This is a genomic window from Streptomyces sp. NPDC034049 (genome assembly GCF_055575575.1).
Genome location: NZ_JBVISJ010000012.1, coordinates 268,449 through 288,787 on the forward strand (window position 1 = coordinate 268,449; position 20,339 = coordinate 288,787).

Consider the following 20,339-nt stretch of genomic DNA (forward strand, 5'->3'; position numbering starts at 1 on the left):
GGGCGAGACCTGGGCAAAGTCTACCGGCGGTCCTCCTCGTCCCGTGGGGCCTCTCGCCGACGCGATCGGGGCAGTACCCGGAGCGCGTCTCCCATGTCGGCCACTTCCAGGACCTTCATACCGGGAGGAACCTTGCCCGGATCGGACGGAACGAGCGCGTGCGTGAACCCCAGACGGTGTGCTTCGGACAACCTGCGCTGGACGCCCGTGACCCGTCTGACCTCGCCCGCGAGGCCCACCTCGCCGATCGCCACGAGGTTCTTGGGCAGGGGGGTGTCGGTCGCCGCGGAGGCCAGGGCCAGGGCGATCGCGAGGTCCGCGGCGGGCTCCGAGAGCTTCACGCCGCCGACCGTCGCCGAGTAGATGTCCCGCTTGCCGAGGGCGCTGATCCGGCCGCGCTGCTCCAGGACCGCCAGCATCATCGAGACCCGGGAGGTCTCCAGGCCGGAGGTGGTCCGGCGGGGGGAGGGCAGCTGCGAGTCGACTGTGAGCGACTGCACTTCCGCGACCAGCGGGCGGCGGCCCTCCAGTGTGACGGTGAGGCAGGTGCCGGGGACGGGCTCGTCGCGGCGGGTGAGGAACAGGCCACTGGGGTCGGTCAGGCCGGTGATGCCCTCGTCGTGCAGCTCGAAGCAGCCGACCTCGTCCGTCGCGCCATAGCGGTTCTTCACGCCGCGGACCAGGCGGAGGCGGGCGTGGCGGTCGCCCTCGAAGTGCAGCACCACATCGACCAGGTGCTCCAGGAGACGGGGGCCCGCGATGGCGCCGTCCTTGGTGACGTGGCCCACGAGGAGCGTCGACATGCCGCGCTCCTTGGAGGCGCGGATCAGGGCGCCGGCGACCTCGCGGACCTGGGCCATGCCGCCGGGGGCGCCGTCGATCTCGGGGGAGGCGACGGTCTGGACCGAGTCGAGGATCAGGAGGGACGGCTTGACCGCGTCCAAGTGACCGAGGACGGCGGAGAGGTCGGTCTCGGCGGCGAGGTAGAGGTGGTCGTGGAGGGCGCCGATGCGGTCGGCGCGCAGGCGGACCTGGCTGGCCGACTCCTCGCCGGTGACGTACAGGGTGGGGCGTTCGGCGCTCGCGGACTTGGCGGCGGCGTCGAGGAGGAGGGTGGACTTGCCCACGCCGGGCTCGCCGGCGAGGAGGACCACGGCGCCGGGGACCAGGCCGCCGCCGAGGACGCGGTCCAGCTCGGCGACGCCGGTGGAGCGGGCGGTGGCCTGGCGGCCGTCCACCTGGGCGATGGGGACGGCGGAGGTCGTGACGCGGCCGGGGGCCGTGGTGCGGACGGCCGGGGTGCCGTACTCCTCGACCGTGCCCCAGGCCTGGCATTCGGGGCAGCGGCCCAGCCACTTGGCCGTCTGCCAGCCGCATTCCGTGCAGCGGTATGCCGGGCGGTCCTTCGCGGTCTTCGTACGGGCAGCCATGGACGAACCGTAACGGAGGGCACTGACAGTGTCCGACGGGTGGGCGAAGGGGGCGTGCCGGGCGGGCCGCTCCCCACCGGCACGGCCCCTTCCGTTCGTCCGCGGCTGATCCGTCGTCCCGGTGCCGGCCCCGCGGTTCCTTCGCGGGCAGCCGCTGGGCCGGCACCGGGGGAGGTCGCTACGGGCGGCGGCCGATGGTCAGTTCGGCCGGGCGGTACGGGATGTACGCCGCGCCGTCGAGGCCGAGGGCGGTGGCGGCGGACTGGAGGGCGGCCGGGGTGGCGGACGCGCCCCAGCGGCCGGTGTCGAGGCGGGACTCCAGGGCGTGCAGCGCGGCCACCGTCTCGGCGGTGGTGAAGGCGCAGTGGCCCTGGCGTTCGACGTAGGCCTGGCGGAGCTGCGCGGCGTCGCCGGAGGCGCGGACCCGGGCGGCGAAGCGGGACTCCTGCTCGACGGGCACGAGGTCGTCGGCGGTGGTGTGGATGTCGAGGAGGGGGACGGCGAGGCCCTGGCCGGCGGAGGACGTGCGCCGGCCGGCGGCGACGGCGGACGGGTCGGCGGTGATGTCTGCGTGGGCGGTCAGGTCGCGCAGATCGGCTCGCAGATCCAGGCCGGCCTTCCGGTAGAGGGCCTTGACCAGGGGCGCGTGCTGGGAACTCGCGAGCACGCGCGCGTAGTCGACGCCCTTGTTCCCGGAGTTGTTGCCGCCGAGGGCCTTCTCGACGTGGAAGCGGGCCGGCTCGACGCGGTTGAGGACGCCCTGGGCCAGCCACGCGTACTGCTGGGCCTGCTGCCCGTCCCGGTCGCCCGCCGCGGGGCGCTCCTTGCCGGGTGCCCAGGTGGGCAGGTTGAGGTAGGCGGCGGCGAGGGCGATCCGGGCGCGGCCCTCGGGGGTCTGCTGGGCGGCGACGACGGCGTCGGTGAGCTGTCGGCCGGTGGCGGCGCCCTCGGCCTCGGACGCGAAGTCCACCAGCTTCACGGGAGTGCCCGGGAGCAGGAGCCGGGCGATCGTGTACTCGGCGTCGAGCTGGTAGGTGTGCAGGTCGTTGGCTCCGGCCACGAGACCGCAGAGGCCGAGGGCGCCGTCGATCCCGCCGGCGCCCGAGCGGGCGAGCCGGGCGTTGACCAGTCCGCCCATGGACTGGCCGATGGAGAGGGTGCGGGTGGGCTCGCCGATCCGCTCGGTGACGGCCGCGACGGTGGCGACCTGGTCGCGCTCCGCGCTCTCCAGGGCCCAGAGGGTCTCGCTCACGTCGTAGGAGGAGCCGGTGAGGGCGTAGCCCTCTTCGAGGAGGCGCAGGCGTACGGCCTCGCGGGGGGCGTTCTGCGGCGTCGTCGCGCCGAAGCCGTGGCTGAAGACGATCAGGGTGCCGTTCCAGTTCTCCGGGACGTCCGCTATCCAGGCGGCGCCGTCGGGGAGCGTGCCGGTGAGGCGTTCCACGGCGGGCGCGGCGCTCTGGGGGGCGGCGGCCGAGACGGAGGCGCCGGTCAGCGAGAGGACGACGGTCGCGGCCAGCGCGGCGAGGGCGCGGCCGGTGGAGCGTCGGATGCGTACGGCCATGGGGTGGGGCTCCTGTCGACGCGAAGAAGGGGAAGAAGGGGAGGAAGGGAAGAAGAGGCAGACGTGGAGACGTGGGGATGCGGCCCGGTCGTACCTGGGAGTAACTCCGGCCCCATGGAAGGTAGGGCTATTTTCTGGTCGCGGTCAATAAAGTGCACAACATTTGGCCATGCTTCGCGCGCGCCGCGGAATGCGGGATTCCTGTCCCCTTATGAGGGATCGTTTCACCCGTACGGAGTAAATGTGCTCAAGGGGCGAGAAGGTGCTGGTTCCGGGCGCCTACCGTCCATGAATGATGAGCATCAGTCCGGAGACCTCGACCCGCACCACCGGCGCACACCGAGCGCACCGTGAGGCGCGCGATCGGGCGGCGGCGCACGTGGTGGCCCAGCGCCCGCCGGCGCGCTACGAGCCGTACCTGGACGGCCTGTTCACCTACTGCATGTCCGTGCTGTGCGACCGCGACGCGGCCACGGCCGCCCTCGCCGATGTGCTCGCGCTCGCCGAGCGGCGCCGGGGACCGGACACCGCGGACCGCCGCGCCTGGCTGTACGCGCTGGCCCGCTGGGCCTGTCTGCGCAAGCTCGCCGAGGCCAGGCAGAAACGTCCGGGCGCGCATGCCTCCACGCGCCGAACCGCGCACGCCGGCGGGGTGGAGGAGCGCGCCCGCGCCGAGGTGTCGTACGCCGAGACGCCGTACGCCGAGACGCTGTACGCCGAGGCGACGCGCCCGGACAAGTCGCGTTCGGAACTGTCGCGTTCGGAGATCCCGCGTTCGACGAAAGGGCGCTCGGAGAAGTCGCGCGCCGGCGAGAGCGCCGTCAGGGGGGTGGTTCTCTCCGAGGAGGAGGAGCGGCAGCGGCGGCGCGAACTCTCCCTGCTCGCCTGGCCGGAGGCCGCCGGCACCACGCCCGAGCAGCGCGAGGCCCTGGAGCTGGCCGTACGGCACCAGCTCACCGCGCACGAGGTCGCCGCCGTGCTGGGCATGGACCAGACCGCCGCGCGGGAGCTGCTCGCCTCCGCCGCCTGCGAGGTGGAGCGCACCCGGGCCGCCCTCGCTGTCGTCGAGACCGGCGCCTGTCCGAGCGTCGCCCGCCTCACCGGCGACCACCAGCTCGTCCTGAGCGCCACCCTGCGCCGCGAGCTCGTCCGGCACGTCGACGACTGCCCCGTCTGCCGTCGCGCCGCCGAGCGCGCCGTCCCCGGCCGCTGGCCCGGCACCACCGTCACGCCCGACGCGCTGCCGGTGCTCGAAGCGCCGCGTGCCGTCCTCGGACCCGCGATGGCCCACCTCACGCGCGCGCGGGGCGGCGCCCCGCGCTTCGACCGGCGCGGCTTCCCCATGGATCCGAGGGACCGCGCGGCCCGCCGGGAGCGGCTGCGCGCGCGGGCCGTGACCACCACCGTCGTCGCGACCGTCGTCGCCGCGCCCGTCTTCGCCCTCTGGGCCGCCTACCGGGGCGCCCCCCTCATCGGCGAGGGCGGCGACGGCCGGTCGGTCAGCGCGGGCGAGGAGCAGGGCGACGGCGACGGCACGGTCGGAGACGGCAGTGGCGACGCCTACGAGAACGCCGGCAACGCCCGGAGCAGGCCCGACGCCCGCCGCGGCCGAGGCAGGCACGCGGCGGACGACGTGTCCGTGGAGGTCACCCAGGGCAAAGGGCGGGGCACGCTGGCCGTCGCCGCCGCGAACGACGGCGACACCACCCTCATCACGCTCAGAGCGACCGGGGACTCGGCCGTCCGCTGGTCCGCCCGCACCGGGGCCGACTGGCTCTACCTCAGCCAGTCCTCGGGCACCCTGAAACCCGGCGAGACCCTGACGATCAAGGTGTACGTCGACCAGCTGAGCGAGCCCTCCGGGTACTGGACCGCGCGGGTGCCGCTGGCCCCGGCGGACGCCGTGGTGACGATCGAGGGCTACGGTCCGGTGCCGACACCGCCGGTCGACCCCGGGCCGACCGCACCCGGCCCGGACCCGGACCCCCCGGGGCCCACCGCCCCGCCGCCCACGCCCGACCCGGACCCCACCCCCACCGGCCCGGCCCAGCCGGACCCGACCCCGACGCCCACAGCCCCGGCCCCCACGGACCCGGGCGATCCCACACCGCCCCCGGGCGACGGGGGCGGCGACCCGCCGCCGGCGCCGTAGCCCACGGGCAGTTGTCCGACGCCTCATCACCGCACCACCGCACGGCGGTCCGGCGGGTCGCCCGCCCACTCACCCGCCGAGCAGGAACCGATGACTGGCCGTCGGGAACGAGCCGACGGTCCGACCGTCGGGAACGAGCCGACGGTCCGACCGTCGCGAAGGAGCCGACGGTCGACGTCGGGAAAGAGGCCGGTGGTCCGCCGCCCGGCCGCCGGTCGCCCGGCCGCCGTGGTCGGCGGTGGGTCCTGTCGGCTCGTCCCCTCTGCTCGCCTATCGGCCCGCGGGGGCCGCCGGTTCCGTCGGGTCCGCCGGGTGGGGGGCCACCAGGGGCAGCCGGGAGGCCAGGCGCTGCTCGCACAGCTCGACCAGGCGGTCGTAGCCCGCCTTGCCCATCAGCTCGATCAACTCCGGGCGGTACGAGACGTACACCGGGTCGCCCGCGCCGTGCGCCGACGTCGCCGACGTGCACCACCAGTGCAGGTCGTGACCGCCGGGGCCCCAGCCGCGACGGTCGTACTCGCCGATCGACACCTGGAGCACCCGAGTGTCGTCGGGCCGGTCGATCCAGTCGTACGTGCGGCGGATCGGCAGCTGCCAGCAGACGTCCGGCTTGGTCTCCAGCGGCTCGCGGCCCTCCCGGAGCGCCAGGATGTGCAGCGAGCAGCCCGCGCCCCCGGCGAACCCCGGGCGGTTCTGGAAGATGCACGACCCCTTGTACGGACGGGTCTGGCGGTCGCCGTCCTCGTCCTTCGAGACCCAGCCGGTCTCCGTGCCCACATCGTGGAACTGCCAGATCTCCGGAGTGAGCCTCGCCACATGCTCGGCGACGCGCTTCTCGTCGTCCTCGTCCGAGAAGTGGGCACCCAAGGTGCAGCATCCGTCCGCCGCGCGGCCCGCCTGGATGCCCTGGCAGCCGCTGCCGAAGACGCAGTTCCAGCGAGAGGTCAGCCATGTCAGATCGCAGCGGAAGACCTGCTCGTCGTCCGCCGGATCAGGGAACTCCACCCACGCGCGCGCGAAATCGAGCCCCTTCTCGTCCGGCGCGGTGGACTCCGCCGAGTCCTTCGTCGACTTCGGTGGCCTGGTCGCCGCCTTCGCCCGCGACGAGCCGCCGGTCGCAGCCGCTCCCGACGCCGTCACCGCTGCCGACTTGTCGGCCTTTGCCTTTTTCGTCTTTGGCACCCGTCCAGGGTACGGCGCCCGAAGCCGCATCGAGGACGGCGCACGGCTTCGCTGGCAGTAGCGTTCCGTACATGAGACTCGGTGTCCTCGACGTGGGATCGAACACGGTGCATCTGCTGGTGGTGGACGCACACCCGGGCGCGCGCCCCCTGCCCGCGCATTCGCACAAGGTGGAGCTGCGCCTTGCCCAACTCCTCGACGAGGCCGGGGCCATCGACCCCGACGGGGTCGACAAACTCATAGCCGTCGTCCACGAGGCGCTCCAGGCCGCCGAGGACAAGGGCGTCGAGGAGATGCTCCCGTTCGCCACGTCGGCGGTGCGGGAGGCGAGCAACGCCGACGCCGTCCTCGCCCGCGTCAAGGACGAGACCGGCGTGGAGCTCCAGGTGCTCACCGGCGCCGAGGAGGCCCGGCTGACCTTCCTCGCCGTCCGCCGGTGGTTCGGCTGGTCGGCGGGCAAGCTGCTCGTCCTCGACATCGGCGGCGGCTCCCTGGAGATCGCCTACGGCATAGACGAGGAGCCCGACGCCGCCGCCTCGCTGCCGCTCGGCGCCGGCCGCCTCACCGCCGGGTGGCTCCCCGGCGATCCGCCCACCGCCGACGACATCCGGGCCCTGCGGCGGCATGTGCGGGCCCAGATCGCCCGTACGGTCGGGGAGTTCAGCCGTTTCGGCGCCCCCGACCATGTCGTGGCCACGTCCAAGACCTTCAAGCAGCTGGCCCGTATCGGCGGCGCCGCGCGCTCCGCCGAGGGCCTCTACGTCCAGCGCGACCTCAAGCGCGAGGCGTTGGAGTCCTGGGTCCCCAAGCTCGCCGGTATGACCACCGCCCAGCGGGCCGCGCTGCCCGGCGTGTCCGAGGGGCGCGCCAACCAGCTCCTCGCCGGTGCGCTGGTCGCGGAGGCGGCGATGGATCTGTTCCAGGTGGAGACGCTGGAGATCTGCCCGTGGGCGCTCCGGGAGGGCGTGATCCTGCGGCGGTTGGACCACATGGGCACGGCGTAGGGGGAGAGCACGCCAGGTGGGGTGCGTTGTCGGCTGCGGCTCCGGTGGGGTTTCTCGCACCGTTCCCCGCGCCCCTCAAGGGCCTACGGCCCTTCGGGCCGAAAAAGCACGGGGCGCGGCCCCTGTTTCTCAGGGGCGCGGGGAACTGCGTGAGAAGCCCCACCGGGCCTGCGGCTGCCGGCGTGCACGCACCCCGACGGCGCACGGCCGAGGCCCCACCCCGTAGGCTGTGCCGCGTGGCAGAACCCGTACGGATCCCGGACGCGAAGGTCGCCCTGTCCACGGCCTCCGTGTACCCGGAGTCGACGGCCACGGCCTTCGAGATCGCCGCACGCCTCGGGTACGACGGCGTGGAGGTCATGGTCTGGACCGACCCGGTCAGCCAGGACCTGGAGGCCCTGCGCCGCCTCTCCGACTACCACCAGATCCCCATCCTCGCCGTTCACGCGCCCTGTCTGCTGATCACCCAGCGCGTATGGTCCACCGACCCCTGGGTCAAGCTCCAGCGCGCCCAGGCCGCCGCGGAGAAGCTCGGCGCGAGCACGGTCGTCGTGCACCCCCCGTTCCGCTGGCAGCGCCAGTACGCGCGTGACTTCGTCACCGGGATCTGGCGGATGGCGAACGAGACGGACGTCCGGTTCGCCGTCGAGAACATGTACCCCTGGCGCTACCGCGACCGAGAGATGCTCGCGTACGCACCCGACTGGGACGTGACGAAGGACGACTACCGGCACTTCACGATCGACCTCAGCCACTCGGCGACCTCGCGCACCGACGCCCTGGACATGGTCGAGCGCATGGGCGACCGCCTCGGCCATGTGCACATGGCCGACGGCAGGGGGTCGGCCAAGGACGAGCACCTCGTCCCGGGCCGCGGCACCCAGCCCTGCGCCGAACTGCTGGAACGTCTCGCCCTGAGCGGTTTCGACGGCCACGTCGTGATCGAGGTCAACACCCGCCGTGCCATGTCCGCCGCCGAGCGTGAGGCCGACCTGGCGGAGGCGCTGGCCTTCACCCGGCTGCACCTCGCCTCCGCCGTGCGGGTCCCCCGGCCGTGACCCCGGCCACTCCCCGCCGCAGGGGCCGGCCCTCCCGTACGGAATCGGCCGACACGCCCGCCGCCCGCGACCGCATCCTGGCGGCGGCCCGCGAGGAGTTCTCCGAGCGCGGCTACGACAAGGCGTCCGTGCGCGGCATCGCCAAGGCCGCCGGCGTGGACTCGGCCCTGGTGCACCACTACTTCGGCACCAAGGAGCAGGTGTTCGAGGCCGCCATCACCCTCTCCTTCGGCCCGGCCATGCAGGCTCCCCAGGCCGTCGAGGAGGGCCCGCTCGACGGGGTCGGCGAGCGGCTCACCCGGTTCATCTTCGGCGTCTGGGAGAACCCCGCGACCCGTGCGCCGCTGCTCGCGATCGTCCGTTCCGCCGTGAACAACGACGCCGCCGCCGCCGTCTTCCGCCGCATCATCGCCACACAGGTGCTGCGCCGGATCGCCGGCCGTCTGGAGGTGCCGGACGCGGAGCTGCGGGCGGAACTGGCCGCCGCGCAGCTGGTGGGCATCGCGATGCTGCGGTACGTGATCAAGGTCGAGCCACTGGCGTCGGCGGATCCCGAGCAGATCATCAGGAGGGTGGCGCCTGTGGTGCAGGCCCACCTGACCGGCCCCGGTTCTTGAGGGGCGCGGGGCTGTACCGACAGGCGGCTCCGCCGCGTGGGCGCGACCGACCCCCACCGACCCGCACCAGGAAACGAGACGCGCATCCCGCATTCCGGACACCGTGTCCACCCCTTGGCGCAACGGGCGTACGCTCGACACAGTCAGAAGTCTCTGATCGCAGTCTCAGAAGGTCCCTGAAGGAGCGAGCGCGATGCCCGAGCTGAGGTCCCGCACAGTCACCCACGGCCGCAACATGGCGGGCGCCCGCGCCCTTATGCGCGCCTCCGGTGTACCGGGCGCGGACATCGGCCGCAAGCCGATCATCGCGGTCGCGAACTCCTTCACCGAGTTCGTGCCGGGCCACACCCACCTCCAGCCGGTCGGCCGGATCGTCAGCGAGGCGATCCGCGAGGCGGGCGGCATCCCACGCGAGTTCAACACGATCGCCGTGGACGACGGCATCGCCATGGGCCACGGCGGCATGCTGTACAGCCTCCCCTCCCGCGACCTGATCGCGGACTCGGTCGAATACATGGTCGAGGCCCACTGTGCCGACGCCCTGATCTGCATCTCCAACTGCGACAAGATCACCCCGGGCATGCTGAACGCCGCCCTGCGGCTCAACATCCCCACCGTGTTCGTCTCCGGCGGCCCCATGGAGTCCGGCCGGGCCACCCTCGTCGACGGCACGGTCCGCACGCTCGACCTGGTCGACGCGATCTCCGACGCGGTGAACGACAAGATCTCGGACGAGGACATCCTCCGTATCGAGGAGAACGCCTGTCCGACCTGCGGCTCCTGTTCCGGCATGTTCACCGCCAACTCGATGAACTGCCTGACCGAGGCCATCGGCCTCTCCCTCCCGGGCAACGGCTCGGTCCTGGCCACGCACACGGCCCGCAAGCAGCTGTACATCGACGCGGCCCACACGGTCATGGACATCACCCGCCGCTACTACGACCAGGACGACGAGACGGTCCTGCCGCGCTCGATCGCGAACTTCGCGGCCTTCGAGAACGCCATGGCCCTCGACATCGCCATGGGCGGCTCCACCAACACGATCCTGCACCTGCTGGCCGCGGCCCAGGAGGCGGGCGTCCCCTTCGGCCTCGACGAGATCAACGCCGTCTCGCGCCGTGTGCCGTGCCTGGCCAAGGTCGCCCCGAACGTCGCCAAGGACCGCACGTACTACATGGAGGACGTGCACCGCGCCGGCGGCATCCCGGCCCTGCTGGGCGAGCTGCACCGCGCGGGCCTGCTCAACGAGGACGTGAACTCCGTCCACAGCCCGTCCCTCGCCGACTGGCTCAAGACCTGGGACGTGCGCGGCGGCTCCCCGTCGCCCAAGGCCGTCGAGCTGTGGCACGCGGCCCCCGGCTGCGTCCGCTCCGCCGAGGCGTTCTCGACCTCCGAGCGCTGGGACACCCTGGACGAGGACGCCGAGGGCGGCTGCATCCGCTCCGCCGAGCACGCGTACTCCAAGGACGGCGGCCTGGCGGTGCTGAAGGGCAACCTCGCCGTCGACGGCTGTGTGGTGAAGACGGCCGGCGTCGACGAGTCGATCTGGACCTTCGAGGGCCCGGCGGTCGTCTGCGAGTCGCAGGAGGAGGCCGTCCAGAAGATCCTCATGAAGGAGATCAAGGAGGGCGACGTCGTCGTCATCCGCTACGAGGGCCCCAAGGGCGGCCCCGGCATGCAGGAGATGCTCTACCCGACCTCGTACCTCAAGGGCCGAGGCTTGGGGAAGTCCTGCGCGCTGGTCACCGACGGCCGCTTCTCCGGCGGCACCTCTGGCCTGTCCATCGGCCACGCCTCGCCCGAGGCGGCCGGCGGCGGCACGATCGCCCTCGTCGAGGACGGCGACCGCATCCGCATCGACATCCCGAACCGTTCGATCGAGCTGCTCGTCGACGACGCCGAACTGGCCCGCCGCGACGAGGCGCTGAACGGCGTCTACGCCCCGAAGAACCGGGAGCGCAAGGTGTCCGCCGCGCTGAAGGCGTACGCCGCGATGGCCACCAGCGCCGACAAGGGCGCGGTGCGGGACGTCAGCAAGCTGGGCTGAGCCCCGCCGCCGTCCGCCGCGCGGGCGGAAGCGGTTCCACGTACGTACGGTCGTGCGGCCGTCTCACCAGCTCGCGGGGTCGTTTCCGTCCAGCCCGAGCACGGTCCCGTCGAGGGCGCCCGTGCAGACACGGCCGTCGATGACCACCGGCTCGGGCCGCGCACTGGTGATCAGCTCCGGGTCGCCGAGCCGGGAGGCGGTCTGTCCACTGAGCCGCCCCTTGCGCACATCCACCGCGAGCAGCCGCCCGTCGGACGAGGTGAAGTACACGTACCGCTCGCCGGCCACCGGCGCCGAACCCCGGGTGACCCCCGTCTCGGTCCGCCACACCTGCGCGCGGGCCGTCATGTCGACGGCCACCAGCGCGCCGCTCGCGCCGCTCAGCAGGTACACGACGTCGCCCCGCACCACCGCGTGCGCCTGTTCGAGCCGTACGGGCAGCTCGACCCGGACGGTCCGCCGGGTGCCGGGGTCGTAGCGGACGACGGCGACCGTGTCGGGGTACGAGCCCCCGATCGCGGAGAAGAAGAGGGAGCCGTCCCGGGCTGTTCCCACGGGTTCCAGCTGACCGTCCAGCCGGGCGTCCCACCGCACGTCACCGGTCTCCGGATCCACCGCGGTGACCCGCGTGCGCGCCGGCGCCCCCTCACCGGTGACGCTCGCCACGTACGCCGACCGGCCCCCGTCGAACGACGTGAAGTACGCCTCCGGCTGCCCCGGGATCCGGTGGCTCCACACGGTGTCGCCGGTCGCGCTGTCCACGCCGGTGACCGTGCCGTCGGCGGAGGTCAGCAGCAGGGTGCCGCCCACGTACCGCTGGGCGGCGTACGCGGAGACGTCCCGCTCCCACCGCACCTTGCCGGTGTCCGGATCGAGCGCCTGGATCCGGCGGCTCCGGCCCGCCAGCACCTGCACCAGTCCGCCCGACTCCACGGGCGGAGCACCCGTGCTCAGCGCACCCGCGCCCTCGACGGTGTGCCGCCACAGCACGCTGCCGTCCCCCGGATCCAGCGCGGAGACGAGCCCCGGCTGCGCACACAGCAGCTTGCCGGCCCCGTACGAGCACTGCGGCGCGGTCCTGTTCTTCGCCGCGGGCTTGGTGGCCCAGGCCTCCAGCGCGGGCGCGGCGGCCGCGGCACGACTGGCCCGCGGCGCGGGCGTAGCCCCGCCGCCACCGCCCGACATCTGCGCCGAGACGAACCCCCCACCGGCGACGAGCACGACCGAGCCGGCGACGAGAACGGCCCGCCTGCGCAACCGCCCCCCGATACCCGGCCCGGTGCCTGTGCCTGTATTCGTGCCGGTGCCGGTGCCGGTGCCGGTGCCGGTGCCGGTGCCCGCGCCTGTGCTGCTGTCCGCGCCGGAGGCCCTGCCCACCGCCTCCCCGGCCCTGGCGCTCTCCTCCCCGTCCCGGCCGGTGTTCGTGTCGCGGTACTTGTCGCCGTACGCGTCGCCGTACGCGTCGCCATGGCTGTCGCCGTCGCCGTCGCCGTCGCTGTCGCCGTCGCCGTCGCCGTCGCCGTCCCGGTCGGCGGTCGGGCCGGGGCCTGGGGCGGCGGTCGGGCCGGGAGCGGGGACGGTCGTCCACCCCGCCCCTTGTCGCTCCTTCTCCCGCTCCCGCTCTCGCTCCCTCTCGCGCTGGCTCGGTATGAAGGTCTGGGTGTCGTACGAGGCGGCCACGGACCGGAGTTCGCGCATCAGCTCGTCCGCCGTGGGCCGGTCCTCGGGTTCCTTCGCGAGGCAGGCGCGGACGAGCGGCGCGAGGTTCGCGGGGACGCCGGTCAGGTCCGGCTCGTCGTGGACGACCTGGTAGGCGACGACGTAGGGGCTGTCGGAGTCGAAGGGGCCGCGCCCGGTGGCCGCGTGCACGGTCACCGAACCGAGGGCGAAGATGTCGGCGGCGGGCCCGACCTCCCTGGGCCGCCGGAACTGCTCCGGGGCCATGAAAGGCGGGGTGCCGATCAACTTGCCTGTCTCCGTGCGCAGTTCACTGTCCTTCGGCCGGGAGATACCGAAGTCGATGACCTTGGGGCCGTCCTCGGCGAGAAGGACGTTGCTGGGCTTGAGATCCCGGTGCACCACGCCGGCGCGATGGATGTCGCGCAGGGCCTCCGCGAGCCCGGCCATCAGCCGCCGCAACTGCCCCGGCGGCATGGGTCCGTTCCGCTTGACGTGCTCGGAGAGGGTCGGGCCGGGGATGAAGAGGGTGGCCATCCAGGGCCGGGGACTGTCGGTGTCGGCGTCGACGACAGGCGCGGTGAAGGCCCCGCTGACTTGCCGGGCAGCGGCCACCTCCTGCCGGAAACGCCCCCTGAACTCGGGGTCCTTGGCGAACTCGGCATGCACCACCTTCACCGCGAGGCGAAGTCCCGAGGTCGAGGTGGCCAGATGGACGACACCCATGCCGCCGGACCCCAGACACGCCTCCAGACGGTACTGACCGGAGTACTCAGGAAGTTCCGCTTCCGCCCCCGACCCGGTGCCCCGATGCGGTGCCATGGGTCCACCCCCGTGCTGTTTCGGCCGCCCCCGCGACGCTCGGAGCCTAGTCGATGACACCTACGGGACAGAGGCGGCTTGCTAGCCTTCACGTGCGAAAAACGCACAGGTGTGCGTGTCCTGATTCGGGGGTATCAAAGCGTCCCCATGGCTTCCATGGGGACCAAACGGGGTCCGAACGGGTTTCAAACGGGGGGGAGTTCAGCCATGTCTGTCGAGCATGCCGAAGAGATCACCGGTGACAGCGAGGGGGAGCAGGCGGCCACGATGGCGGCGACCGCGGGGGCGGTGACGGCAGCCGTCCGGTACTACTCGGTCGCGCCGGGCGTCCGCGTCAACGTCCGCAGCGGCCCGAGCACCAGTTACGGCATCGTCCGCGTCCTCTCCGAGGGCGCCCGGGTGCCGATCTACTGCCAGACGCCGGGCCAGACCATCTCCGGCCCCTACGGCACCACGAACGTCTGGGACAACATCGACGACGGTCAGTTCATCTCCGACGCGTACGTCTACACCGGCAGCGACGGCTACGTGGCCGGCCGCTGCGGCTGACCCGAACCGGGCCGACCGAACAGCACACGGCACGGAACGCACCGGAACCCGCCGCGGTACCACGACACCTGGTGCCGCGGCGAGGCCACGGGAGGGCGCCGGGGGCGCCGGGGGCGCTCAGGTCAGCCGGTTCGGCGCCCGGGACGCAGGCGGGGCCGACCAGTGCCGCCGGGGCTTACGGGGATGTACCCGGTGCCGCCGCTGAGCCCTTTCCGACCCGGAGCGATAATCGACGCGTGAGCGATGAGCCGAAGAACAGACGGGCGGAGCGGCGGGGCCAGCAGGAGCGGCGGGGGCAGCAGGAGCGGCGGGAGTCGGAAGAGCCGCAGGGGCGCCAGGCGCCCACGACGGCCGGGGCGACCCCCGCGGGCCCTCGCCCCGAACCCATCCGTTTCTTCGGGACGACCTGGCTGAATCACGACGGCAACTATCAGGCCCGCCGCGCGGGCGTCAGCGCGGGCTCGCTCGCCGCTGTGATCGTCTCCGGCCTGATGCTGCGCCTGACCTACGAGGGCCTGCAACTGGCGGCGGTCGGCGGCTTCGTCAGTCTCGTCGTCGTCATCATGTTCGCCATCTGCACCGCACTGGCCTTCGGTCACACCTGGGGCTCCTACTCCAAGCGGCCCGACCCGGCCCGCCAGTCCTCCCTGCGCGGCCTTCTCGCCATCGGCTTCCTCGGCTCCCTGGCCGCCTACTTCCTCCGCTCCCTGAAGGAGGCCCCGGGCGAGTCCCTCCACCGCGAGGAATACACGACGGCCCGCGACCAGTACGACCGCCGCACAAGCAAGCGCACCGGCAACCCGGCGAAGCGCCGCCGCCCCTGAACCACCGGCAGAGGCCGCGCCCCGAAAGAGGCGCGGGGAACTGCGCGAGAAGCCCCACCGGACGGACGTATGGGGGTCGAAGGGGCGCAGCCCCTGGAGGATGGGACGGGTAGGGGCGGCGGGGGCGACAAGCCCCTCCCCACCAGCCACCACCGCAAGCCACGATGCCCCCATGACAACCTCCCGCCCTCACTCCCACCTCCACCCCTCCCACACCGCCCGAGCCCACTCCTTCAACACCGCCGCAGCCCAGTACGCCGCGAACCGCCCCTCCTACCCACCCGCCCTCTTCGACACCATCGAAGCCCTGTCCCCCCACCCCCTCCCCGGCTCCCGCACCGTCGACGTAGGCGCCGGCACCGGCATCTCCACCGCCCTCCTCCACGCCCGAGGCGCCGACATACTCGCCGTGGAACCCGGCGCGGGCATGGCCGCCCAGTTCCGCCGCACCCACCCCCACCTCCCCCTCGTCCGAGGCGACGGCAACGCCCTCCCCCTCGCAACCGCCTCCACCGACTTCCTGACCTACGCCCAGTCCTGGCACTGGACGGACCCCTCCCGCTCGGTCCCGGAAGCCCTCCGCGTACTCCGCCCCGGCGGCGTACTCGCCCTCTGGTGGAACACCGACGCCGTCGACATCCCCTGGATCGCCGACGCCACCACCCGCATCCACCGCTTCCTCGGCGTCCCCGACGACATCCCGATCGAGAAGAGCGGCTCCGGCGCACCCGCCGCCCTCTCCGATACGGCGGGGCGCCTCGACTTCACCCGCCACCAGATCCGCTGGAGCCGCGAGGTCTCCCTGGACACCCATCTGGCCAACATCGCCAGCCACTCGGCGTTCCTGGTCCTGGGCGAGGCCGCCACCTCCGCGTTCTTCGCCGAGGAACGAGCCCACCTCCGCAGGCTCTTCCCCACCGACACCGTCGAAGAGACCTACGACGTGGACCTACTCCTGGCCGTCCGCCCCTGAACCGCCCCCCCCAACGAACCGGCCGCCCACCACCACCGAGGCCACACCACCAGCACGCCGACCGTGGCGCCCCCGAGCGCGAGCGCCACGGGATCCACAGCACCGGGCAACGACCCCGCCCCGCGAACGTCTCGATCCCGCCACCGCCACCGCCACCGCCACCGCCACCGCCACCGCCACCGCCACCGCCGGTCGCGGCCGCCGGTCGCGGCCGCGCTCCCCCTCGCCCCCGCCCCGCCCTCCCTTGACGTCGCACCCAGCCCTGCGCAATATTCATCACATGATGAATTACCCGCCGGGGGGAACTCCACCCCCCGCCATCCACGCCCAGGGCCTCACCGTCGCCCGAGGCCCCCACACCGTCCTCCGCAACCTCGACTTCGCCGTCCCCGCGGGGCAGATCACCGGTCTCCTCGGCCCCTCCGGCTGCGGCAAGTCGACCCTGATGCGAGCGATCGTCGGCACCCAGGCCAAGGTCACCGGCACGCTGAACGTCCTCGGCCACCCCGCAGGCGACGCCGCCCTCCGCTCCCGCATCGGCTACGTCACCCAGGCCCCCTCGGTCTACGACGACCTGACCGTCCGCCAGAACCTCGCCTACTTCGCCGCGATCCTCGACCCCGGCCGCGCCGCCACCGACCGCCGCGAGGAGAACATCACCCGAGCCATCGCCGACGTGGCCCTCACCACCCACGCCGACGCCCTAGCCGGCAACCTCTCCGGCGGCCAGCGCAGCCGCGTCTCCCTGGCCGTGGCCCTCCTCGGCGAGCCCGAACTCCTGGTCCTCGACGAGCCCACCGTCGGCCTGGACCCGGTCCTCCGCCGCGAGCTCTGGGCCCTCTTCGCCACCATCGCCGCCGAGCGCCGGGCCACTCTCCTCATCTCCTCCCATGTCATGGACGAGGCCGAGCGCTGCCACCGCCTCCTCCTCATGCGCGAGGGCGAGATCCTCGCCGACGACACCCCCGAAGCCCTCCGCACCCGCACCCGGACGGACACGGTCGAAGCGGCCTTCCTCCACCTCGTCGACGAGGCCACCGCGACCGCGACCGACACAGAACAGAAGGAGCTGGCGCGATGACCACGCCGAACGCGGCCACACGAACGAAGAACCAGACGAAACCGCAGCAGACGAATCAGAGGAGCGCGACGAACCCCAGGGCTCTCAGCTACGCCCGCACGACCGCCACCGCGGTCCGAGTCCTCCGCCAGCTCGGCCACGACCCCCGCACGATCGCCCTGCTGATCCTCATCCCGTGCGTGATGCTCTTTCTGCTCCGCTACGTCTTCGACGGCAACCCACGCGTCTTCGACTCCATCGGCGCCTCACTCCTCGGCATCTTCCCGCTGATCACGATGTTCCTGGTGACCTCGATCGCGACCCTGCGCGAACGCACCTCCGGCACCCTGGAACGCCTTCTCTCCATGCCCCTCGGCAAGGGAGACCTCATCGCCGGCTACGCCCTGGCCTTCGGCACCCTGGCGATCATCCAGTCCGCCCTCGCCACCGGTCTGGCCGTCTGGTTCCTCGACCTCGACGTCACCGGCTCACCCTGGCTCCTCCTGATCGTCGCCCTCCTCGACGCTCTGCTGGGCACCGCCCTCGGCCTCTTCGTCTCGGCCTTCGCCTCCTCCGAGTACCAGGCGGTCCAGTTCATGCCGGCCGTGATCTTCCCCCAGCTCCTCCTCTGCGGCCTGTTCACCCCACGCCCCGAGATGCACCCCGCCCTGGAAACCATCTCCAACGTCCTTCCCATGTCCTACGCCGTCGACGGCATGAACGAAGTCCTGCTCCACACCGACATGACCGCCACCTTCGTCCGCGACATCGCGATCGTCGCCGGTTGCGCCCTGCTCGTCCTGACCCTCGGAGCCGCCACCCTGAGGCGCCGGACGACATGACGCCCCCGACGCCCCGCCCGCCCGACCCCCACCCACGCGACGTCCCGCCCACCGGACACCGCAGCCGAAGCCCCACCCCCGGTGCGAGGATGGCCCAAGGACGACGCACCCCCCGGAGGGCACCCGCACCATGAGCCAGAAAGTCGCAGTCCTCGGCACCGGAAAGATCGGCGAGGCCCTGCTCAGCGGCATGATCCGAGCCGGCTGGGCGCCCGCGGACCTCCTGGTCACGGCCCGCCGCCCCGAACGCGCCGAAGAACTCCGCACCCGCTACGGCGTCACCCCGGTCACCAACGCCGAGGCGGCGAAGACCGCGGACACGCTCATCCTCACGGTCAAGCCCCAGGACATGGCCACTCTCCTCGACGAGCTGGCCCCGCACACCCCCGCCGACCGCCTGGTCGTCAGCGGCGCGGCGGGCATCCCCACCTCCTTCTTCGAGGAGCGCCTGGCCGCAGGCACCCCTGTCGTCCGTGTCATGACGAACACCCCCGCCCTCGTCGACGAGGCCATGTCCGTGATCTCCGCGGGCAGCCACGCGAGTGAGGCCGACCTCGCGCACGCCGAGGAGATCTTCGGCGCCGTAGGCAAGACGCTCCGCGTCCCCGAGTCCCAGCAGGACGCCTGCACCGCCCTCTCCGGCTCCGGCCCGGCGTACTTCTTCTACCTGGTCGAAGCCATGACCGACGCGGGCATCCTGCTCGGCCTGCCCCGGGACAAGGCCCACGATCTGATCGTCCAGTCCGCCATCGGCGCGGCCACGATGCTCCGCGACAGCGGCGAACACCCCGTCAAGCTCCGCGAGAACGTCACCTCTCCCGCCGGCACGACGATCAGCGCCATCCGCGAACTCGAGAACCACGGAGTACGCGCCGCACTGATCGCCGCACTGGAGGCCGCCCGCGACCGCAGCCGCGCACTGGCCTCCGGCAAGAAGGACTGACGCCCCGCGCGGTCAGCCGGCCAGCAGGCCGATCGCCCGGTACGCCTCGTCCACCCTCGGCCGAGCCATCTCTCTGGCCTTCGCCGCACCCATCCGCAGCACCCCCTCCACATACGCAGGATCCGCGCACAACTCCTTGTGCCTCTCCTGTACGGGCCTGAGGAGCTCGACCACGGCCTCTGCGGTGTCCTTCTTCAGTGCTCCGTACGATTCATATACACCGCTCAGGTCCTCGGGGTTCCCACCCTCACAGGCCGCGAGGATCTCCAGCAGGTTCGCGAGCCCCGGCCGCACCTCCGGGTCGTAGACGACATCCCGCCCACTGTCGGTCACGGCCCGCATGACCTTCTTCCGCACCACGTCCGGCTCGTCCAGCAGATAGACGATCCCCGGCCCGACGTCGTCCGTCTTCCCCATCTTCGACGTCGGGTCCTGAAGGTTCATCACCCGCGACGCGACCTTCGGCGGAGTGGCCCGGGGCACCACGAAGGTCTGCCCGTACCGCTGGTTGAACCGCACCGCCAGATCCCGTGTCAGCTCCACATGCTGGGTCTGGTCGTCCCCGACCGGCACCTCGTCGGTCCCGTACGCCAGGATGTCCGCCGCCATCAGCACCGGATACGTCAGCAGCGACAGCCGAACACTCCCACCGCGCTGCCGCTCCCGCGCAGCCTTCTCCTTGTACTGGATCATCCGCCGCATCTCGCCGTCCGTGGCCACGCACTCCAGCAGATACGAGAGCCGCGCGTGCTCATCCACATGACTCTGTACGAAGACGGTGCACAGCTCGGGCTCCAGCCCCGACGCCAGCAGCAGCGTCGCCGCCTGCCGACTGAGTCTGCGCACCCGGGCCGGATCGTGGTCCACAGTCAGCGCGTGCAGGTCCACGACGCAGAACAGCGCGTCCGTCCGGTGCTGGTCGACCCCGGCCCAGCGCCGCACGGCCCCCAGGTAGTTCCCCAGCGTCAGATGCCCCGTCGGCTTGACCCCGCTGAAGACCCGTGTCATCTCTCCACCTCCTGATCGGGGCCGCCACCACCGGGCGGCCGACCTCCCAGGAGGGAGAAACGAAAACGGCCGCCAGGGCGGCGGCCGTTGAGTACATACGTGAGTACGGCCGCCGTCAGGCGGCCCACCACTGCTGGCGACACGTACGCGTAGTCATGGGGGCCAGGCTACGCCCGCGCGGGGCCGGCCGACAGCGAGTTGACACACCCCTAGCCGATACGTAGTGTTCTCCGGGTTGTCCGACGTGAGCGCCGACCTCGGTCGGTCCCCGGACAGCCATTCCGCAGGTACCCACCAACAATCGACGGTCCGTCGTCGAGCCCTTGGTATGCGTATTTGCGAAATGAGGAATCCGCGTTCGAAAGGGCGCAGGCCCCGATTAGCTCGGGAGCCGGGAATCCGCTAAAGTCTCACTCGTCGGAACGGCCCAACAGCCGTGAAGGCAACTCCCGCTGACTGGGAATCAGGCCCGAAAGGATCTGATAGAGTCGGAACCGCCGGAAAGGGAAACGCGGAAGCGGAAACCTGGAAAGCACCGAGGAAATCGGATCGGAAAAAGATCTGATAGAGTCGGAAACGCAAAACCGAAG

16 protein-coding genes are annotated in these 20,339 nt (G+C 72.3%); 11 read left to right on the plus strand and 5 right to left on the minus strand.

What is annotated here, in order from left to right; all coding sequences use genetic code 11:
- Positions 1-20 precede the first annotated feature (20 nt).
- Both radA and ACZ52C_RS30740 read right to left on the minus strand, forming a co-directional pair.
- The gene (radA, locus tag ACZ52C_RS30735; protein WP_469077795.1) at positions 21-1,430 is read right to left on the minus strand and encodes a DNA repair protein RadA; all 1,410 of its coding nucleotides are present in this window, start codon (positions 1,428-1,430) and stop codon (positions 21-23) included.
- A 178-nt stretch (positions 1,431-1,608) separates the two neighbouring features.
- Positions 1,609-2,991, minus strand: a complete 1,383-nt coding sequence (locus ACZ52C_RS30740; protein WP_469077796.1) for an alpha/beta hydrolase — start codon at positions 2,989-2,991, stop codon at positions 1,609-1,611.
- Positions 2,992-3,283: 292 nt separating this feature from the next.
- Between ACZ52C_RS30740 and ACZ52C_RS30745 the strand changes: the two genes are divergently transcribed.
- Positions 3,284-5,143 (plus strand): BACON domain-containing protein, encoded by a 1,860-nt coding sequence (locus ACZ52C_RS30745; protein ID WP_469077797.1) that lies wholly within the window; start codon positions 3,284-3,286, stop codon positions 5,141-5,143.
- 270 nt (positions 5,144-5,413) lie between these two features.
- Here ACZ52C_RS30745 and ACZ52C_RS30750 read toward each other — a convergent pair whose 3' ends face one another.
- Positions 5,414-6,325, minus strand: a complete 912-nt coding sequence (locus tag ACZ52C_RS30750) for a DUF3109 family protein (protein ID WP_469077798.1) — start codon at positions 6,323-6,325, stop codon at positions 5,414-5,416.
- Positions 6,326-6,396: 71 nt separating this feature from the next.
- On the opposite strand from ACZ52C_RS30750, the gene ACZ52C_RS30755 reads away from it, so the two are divergent.
- From ACZ52C_RS30755 to ilvD, 4 genes are all read left to right on the plus strand, one after another.
- Complete coding sequence (locus ACZ52C_RS30755) at positions 6,397-7,329, plus strand: Ppx/GppA family phosphatase (protein ID WP_319106547.1); 933 nt, start codon at positions 6,397-6,399, stop codon at positions 7,327-7,329.
- 236 nt (positions 7,330-7,565) lie between these two features.
- The gene (locus ACZ52C_RS30760; protein ID WP_045562660.1) at positions 7,566-8,387 is read left to right on the plus strand and encodes a sugar phosphate isomerase/epimerase family protein; all 822 of its coding nucleotides are present in this window, start codon (positions 7,566-7,568) and stop codon (positions 8,385-8,387) included.
- Positions 8,384-9,004, plus strand: coding sequence for a TetR/AcrR family transcriptional regulator (locus tag ACZ52C_RS30765; RefSeq protein ID WP_469077799.1), 621 nt, complete (start codon positions 8,384-8,386; stop codon positions 9,002-9,004). Before ACZ52C_RS30760 ends, ACZ52C_RS30765 begins: the two co-directional genes overlap by 4 nt.
- A 193-nt stretch (positions 9,005-9,197) precedes the next feature.
- On the plus strand, positions 9,198-11,051 hold the full coding sequence (gene ilvD / locus ACZ52C_RS30770) for a dihydroxy-acid dehydratase (protein WP_469077800.1): 1,854 nt from the start codon (positions 9,198-9,200) through the stop codon (positions 11,049-11,051).
- A gap of 63 nt (positions 11,052-11,114) precedes the next feature.
- On the opposite strand, the gene ACZ52C_RS30775 is transcribed toward ilvD, so the two are convergent.
- Positions 11,115-13,550, minus strand: coding sequence for a serine/threonine-protein kinase (locus ACZ52C_RS30775; protein ID WP_469077801.1), 2,436 nt, complete (start codon positions 13,548-13,550; stop codon positions 11,115-11,117).
- A gap of 207 nt (positions 13,551-13,757) precedes the next feature.
- On the opposite strand from ACZ52C_RS30775, the gene ACZ52C_RS30780 reads away from it, so the two are divergent.
- The 6 genes from ACZ52C_RS30780 to proC all read left to right on the plus strand — a co-directional run bounded on the left by ACZ52C_RS30780 (position 13,758) and on the right by proC (position 18,741).
- Positions 13,758-14,099 carry an SH3 domain-containing protein gene (locus ACZ52C_RS30780; protein WP_045562664.1) on the plus strand — a complete coding sequence of 114 codons (342 nt, stop codon included), beginning with the start codon at positions 13,758-13,760 and terminating at the stop codon, positions 14,097-14,099.
- Positions 14,100-14,335: 236 nt separating this feature from the next.
- Positions 14,336-14,923 carry an EamA/RhaT family transporter gene (locus ACZ52C_RS30785; RefSeq protein ID WP_469077802.1) on the plus strand — a complete coding sequence of 196 codons (588 nt, stop codon included), beginning with the start codon at positions 14,336-14,338 and terminating at the stop codon, positions 14,921-14,923.
- Positions 14,924-15,095: 172 nt separating this feature from the next.
- Positions 15,096-15,896, plus strand: a complete 801-nt coding sequence (locus ACZ52C_RS30790; RefSeq protein ID WP_469077803.1) for a class I SAM-dependent methyltransferase — start codon at positions 15,096-15,098, stop codon at positions 15,894-15,896.
- Positions 15,897-16,176: 280 nt separating this feature from the next.
- The gene (locus ACZ52C_RS30795; RefSeq protein ID WP_469077804.1) at positions 16,177-16,977 is read left to right on the plus strand and encodes an ABC transporter ATP-binding protein; all 801 of its coding nucleotides are present in this window, start codon (positions 16,177-16,179) and stop codon (positions 16,975-16,977) included.
- Positions 16,974-17,798: an ABC transporter permease gene (locus tag ACZ52C_RS30800; protein ID WP_469077805.1), complete on the plus strand. Its 825-nt coding sequence runs from the start codon at positions 16,974-16,976 to the stop codon at positions 17,796-17,798. Before ACZ52C_RS30795 ends, ACZ52C_RS30800 begins: the two co-directional genes overlap by 4 nt.
- A 130-nt stretch (positions 17,799-17,928) precedes the next feature.
- Positions 17,929-18,741 carry a pyrroline-5-carboxylate reductase gene (gene proC / locus ACZ52C_RS30805; RefSeq protein ID WP_045562668.1) on the plus strand — a complete coding sequence of 271 codons (813 nt, stop codon included), beginning with the start codon at positions 17,929-17,931 and terminating at the stop codon, positions 18,739-18,741.
- A gap of 12 nt (positions 18,742-18,753) precedes the next feature.
- On the opposite strand, the gene trpS is transcribed toward proC, so the two are convergent.
- Positions 18,754-19,749, minus strand: coding sequence for a tryptophan--tRNA ligase (gene trpS / locus ACZ52C_RS30810; protein WP_469077806.1), 996 nt, complete (start codon positions 19,747-19,749; stop codon positions 18,754-18,756).
- Between the last annotated feature and the right edge of the window lie 590 nt (positions 19,750-20,339).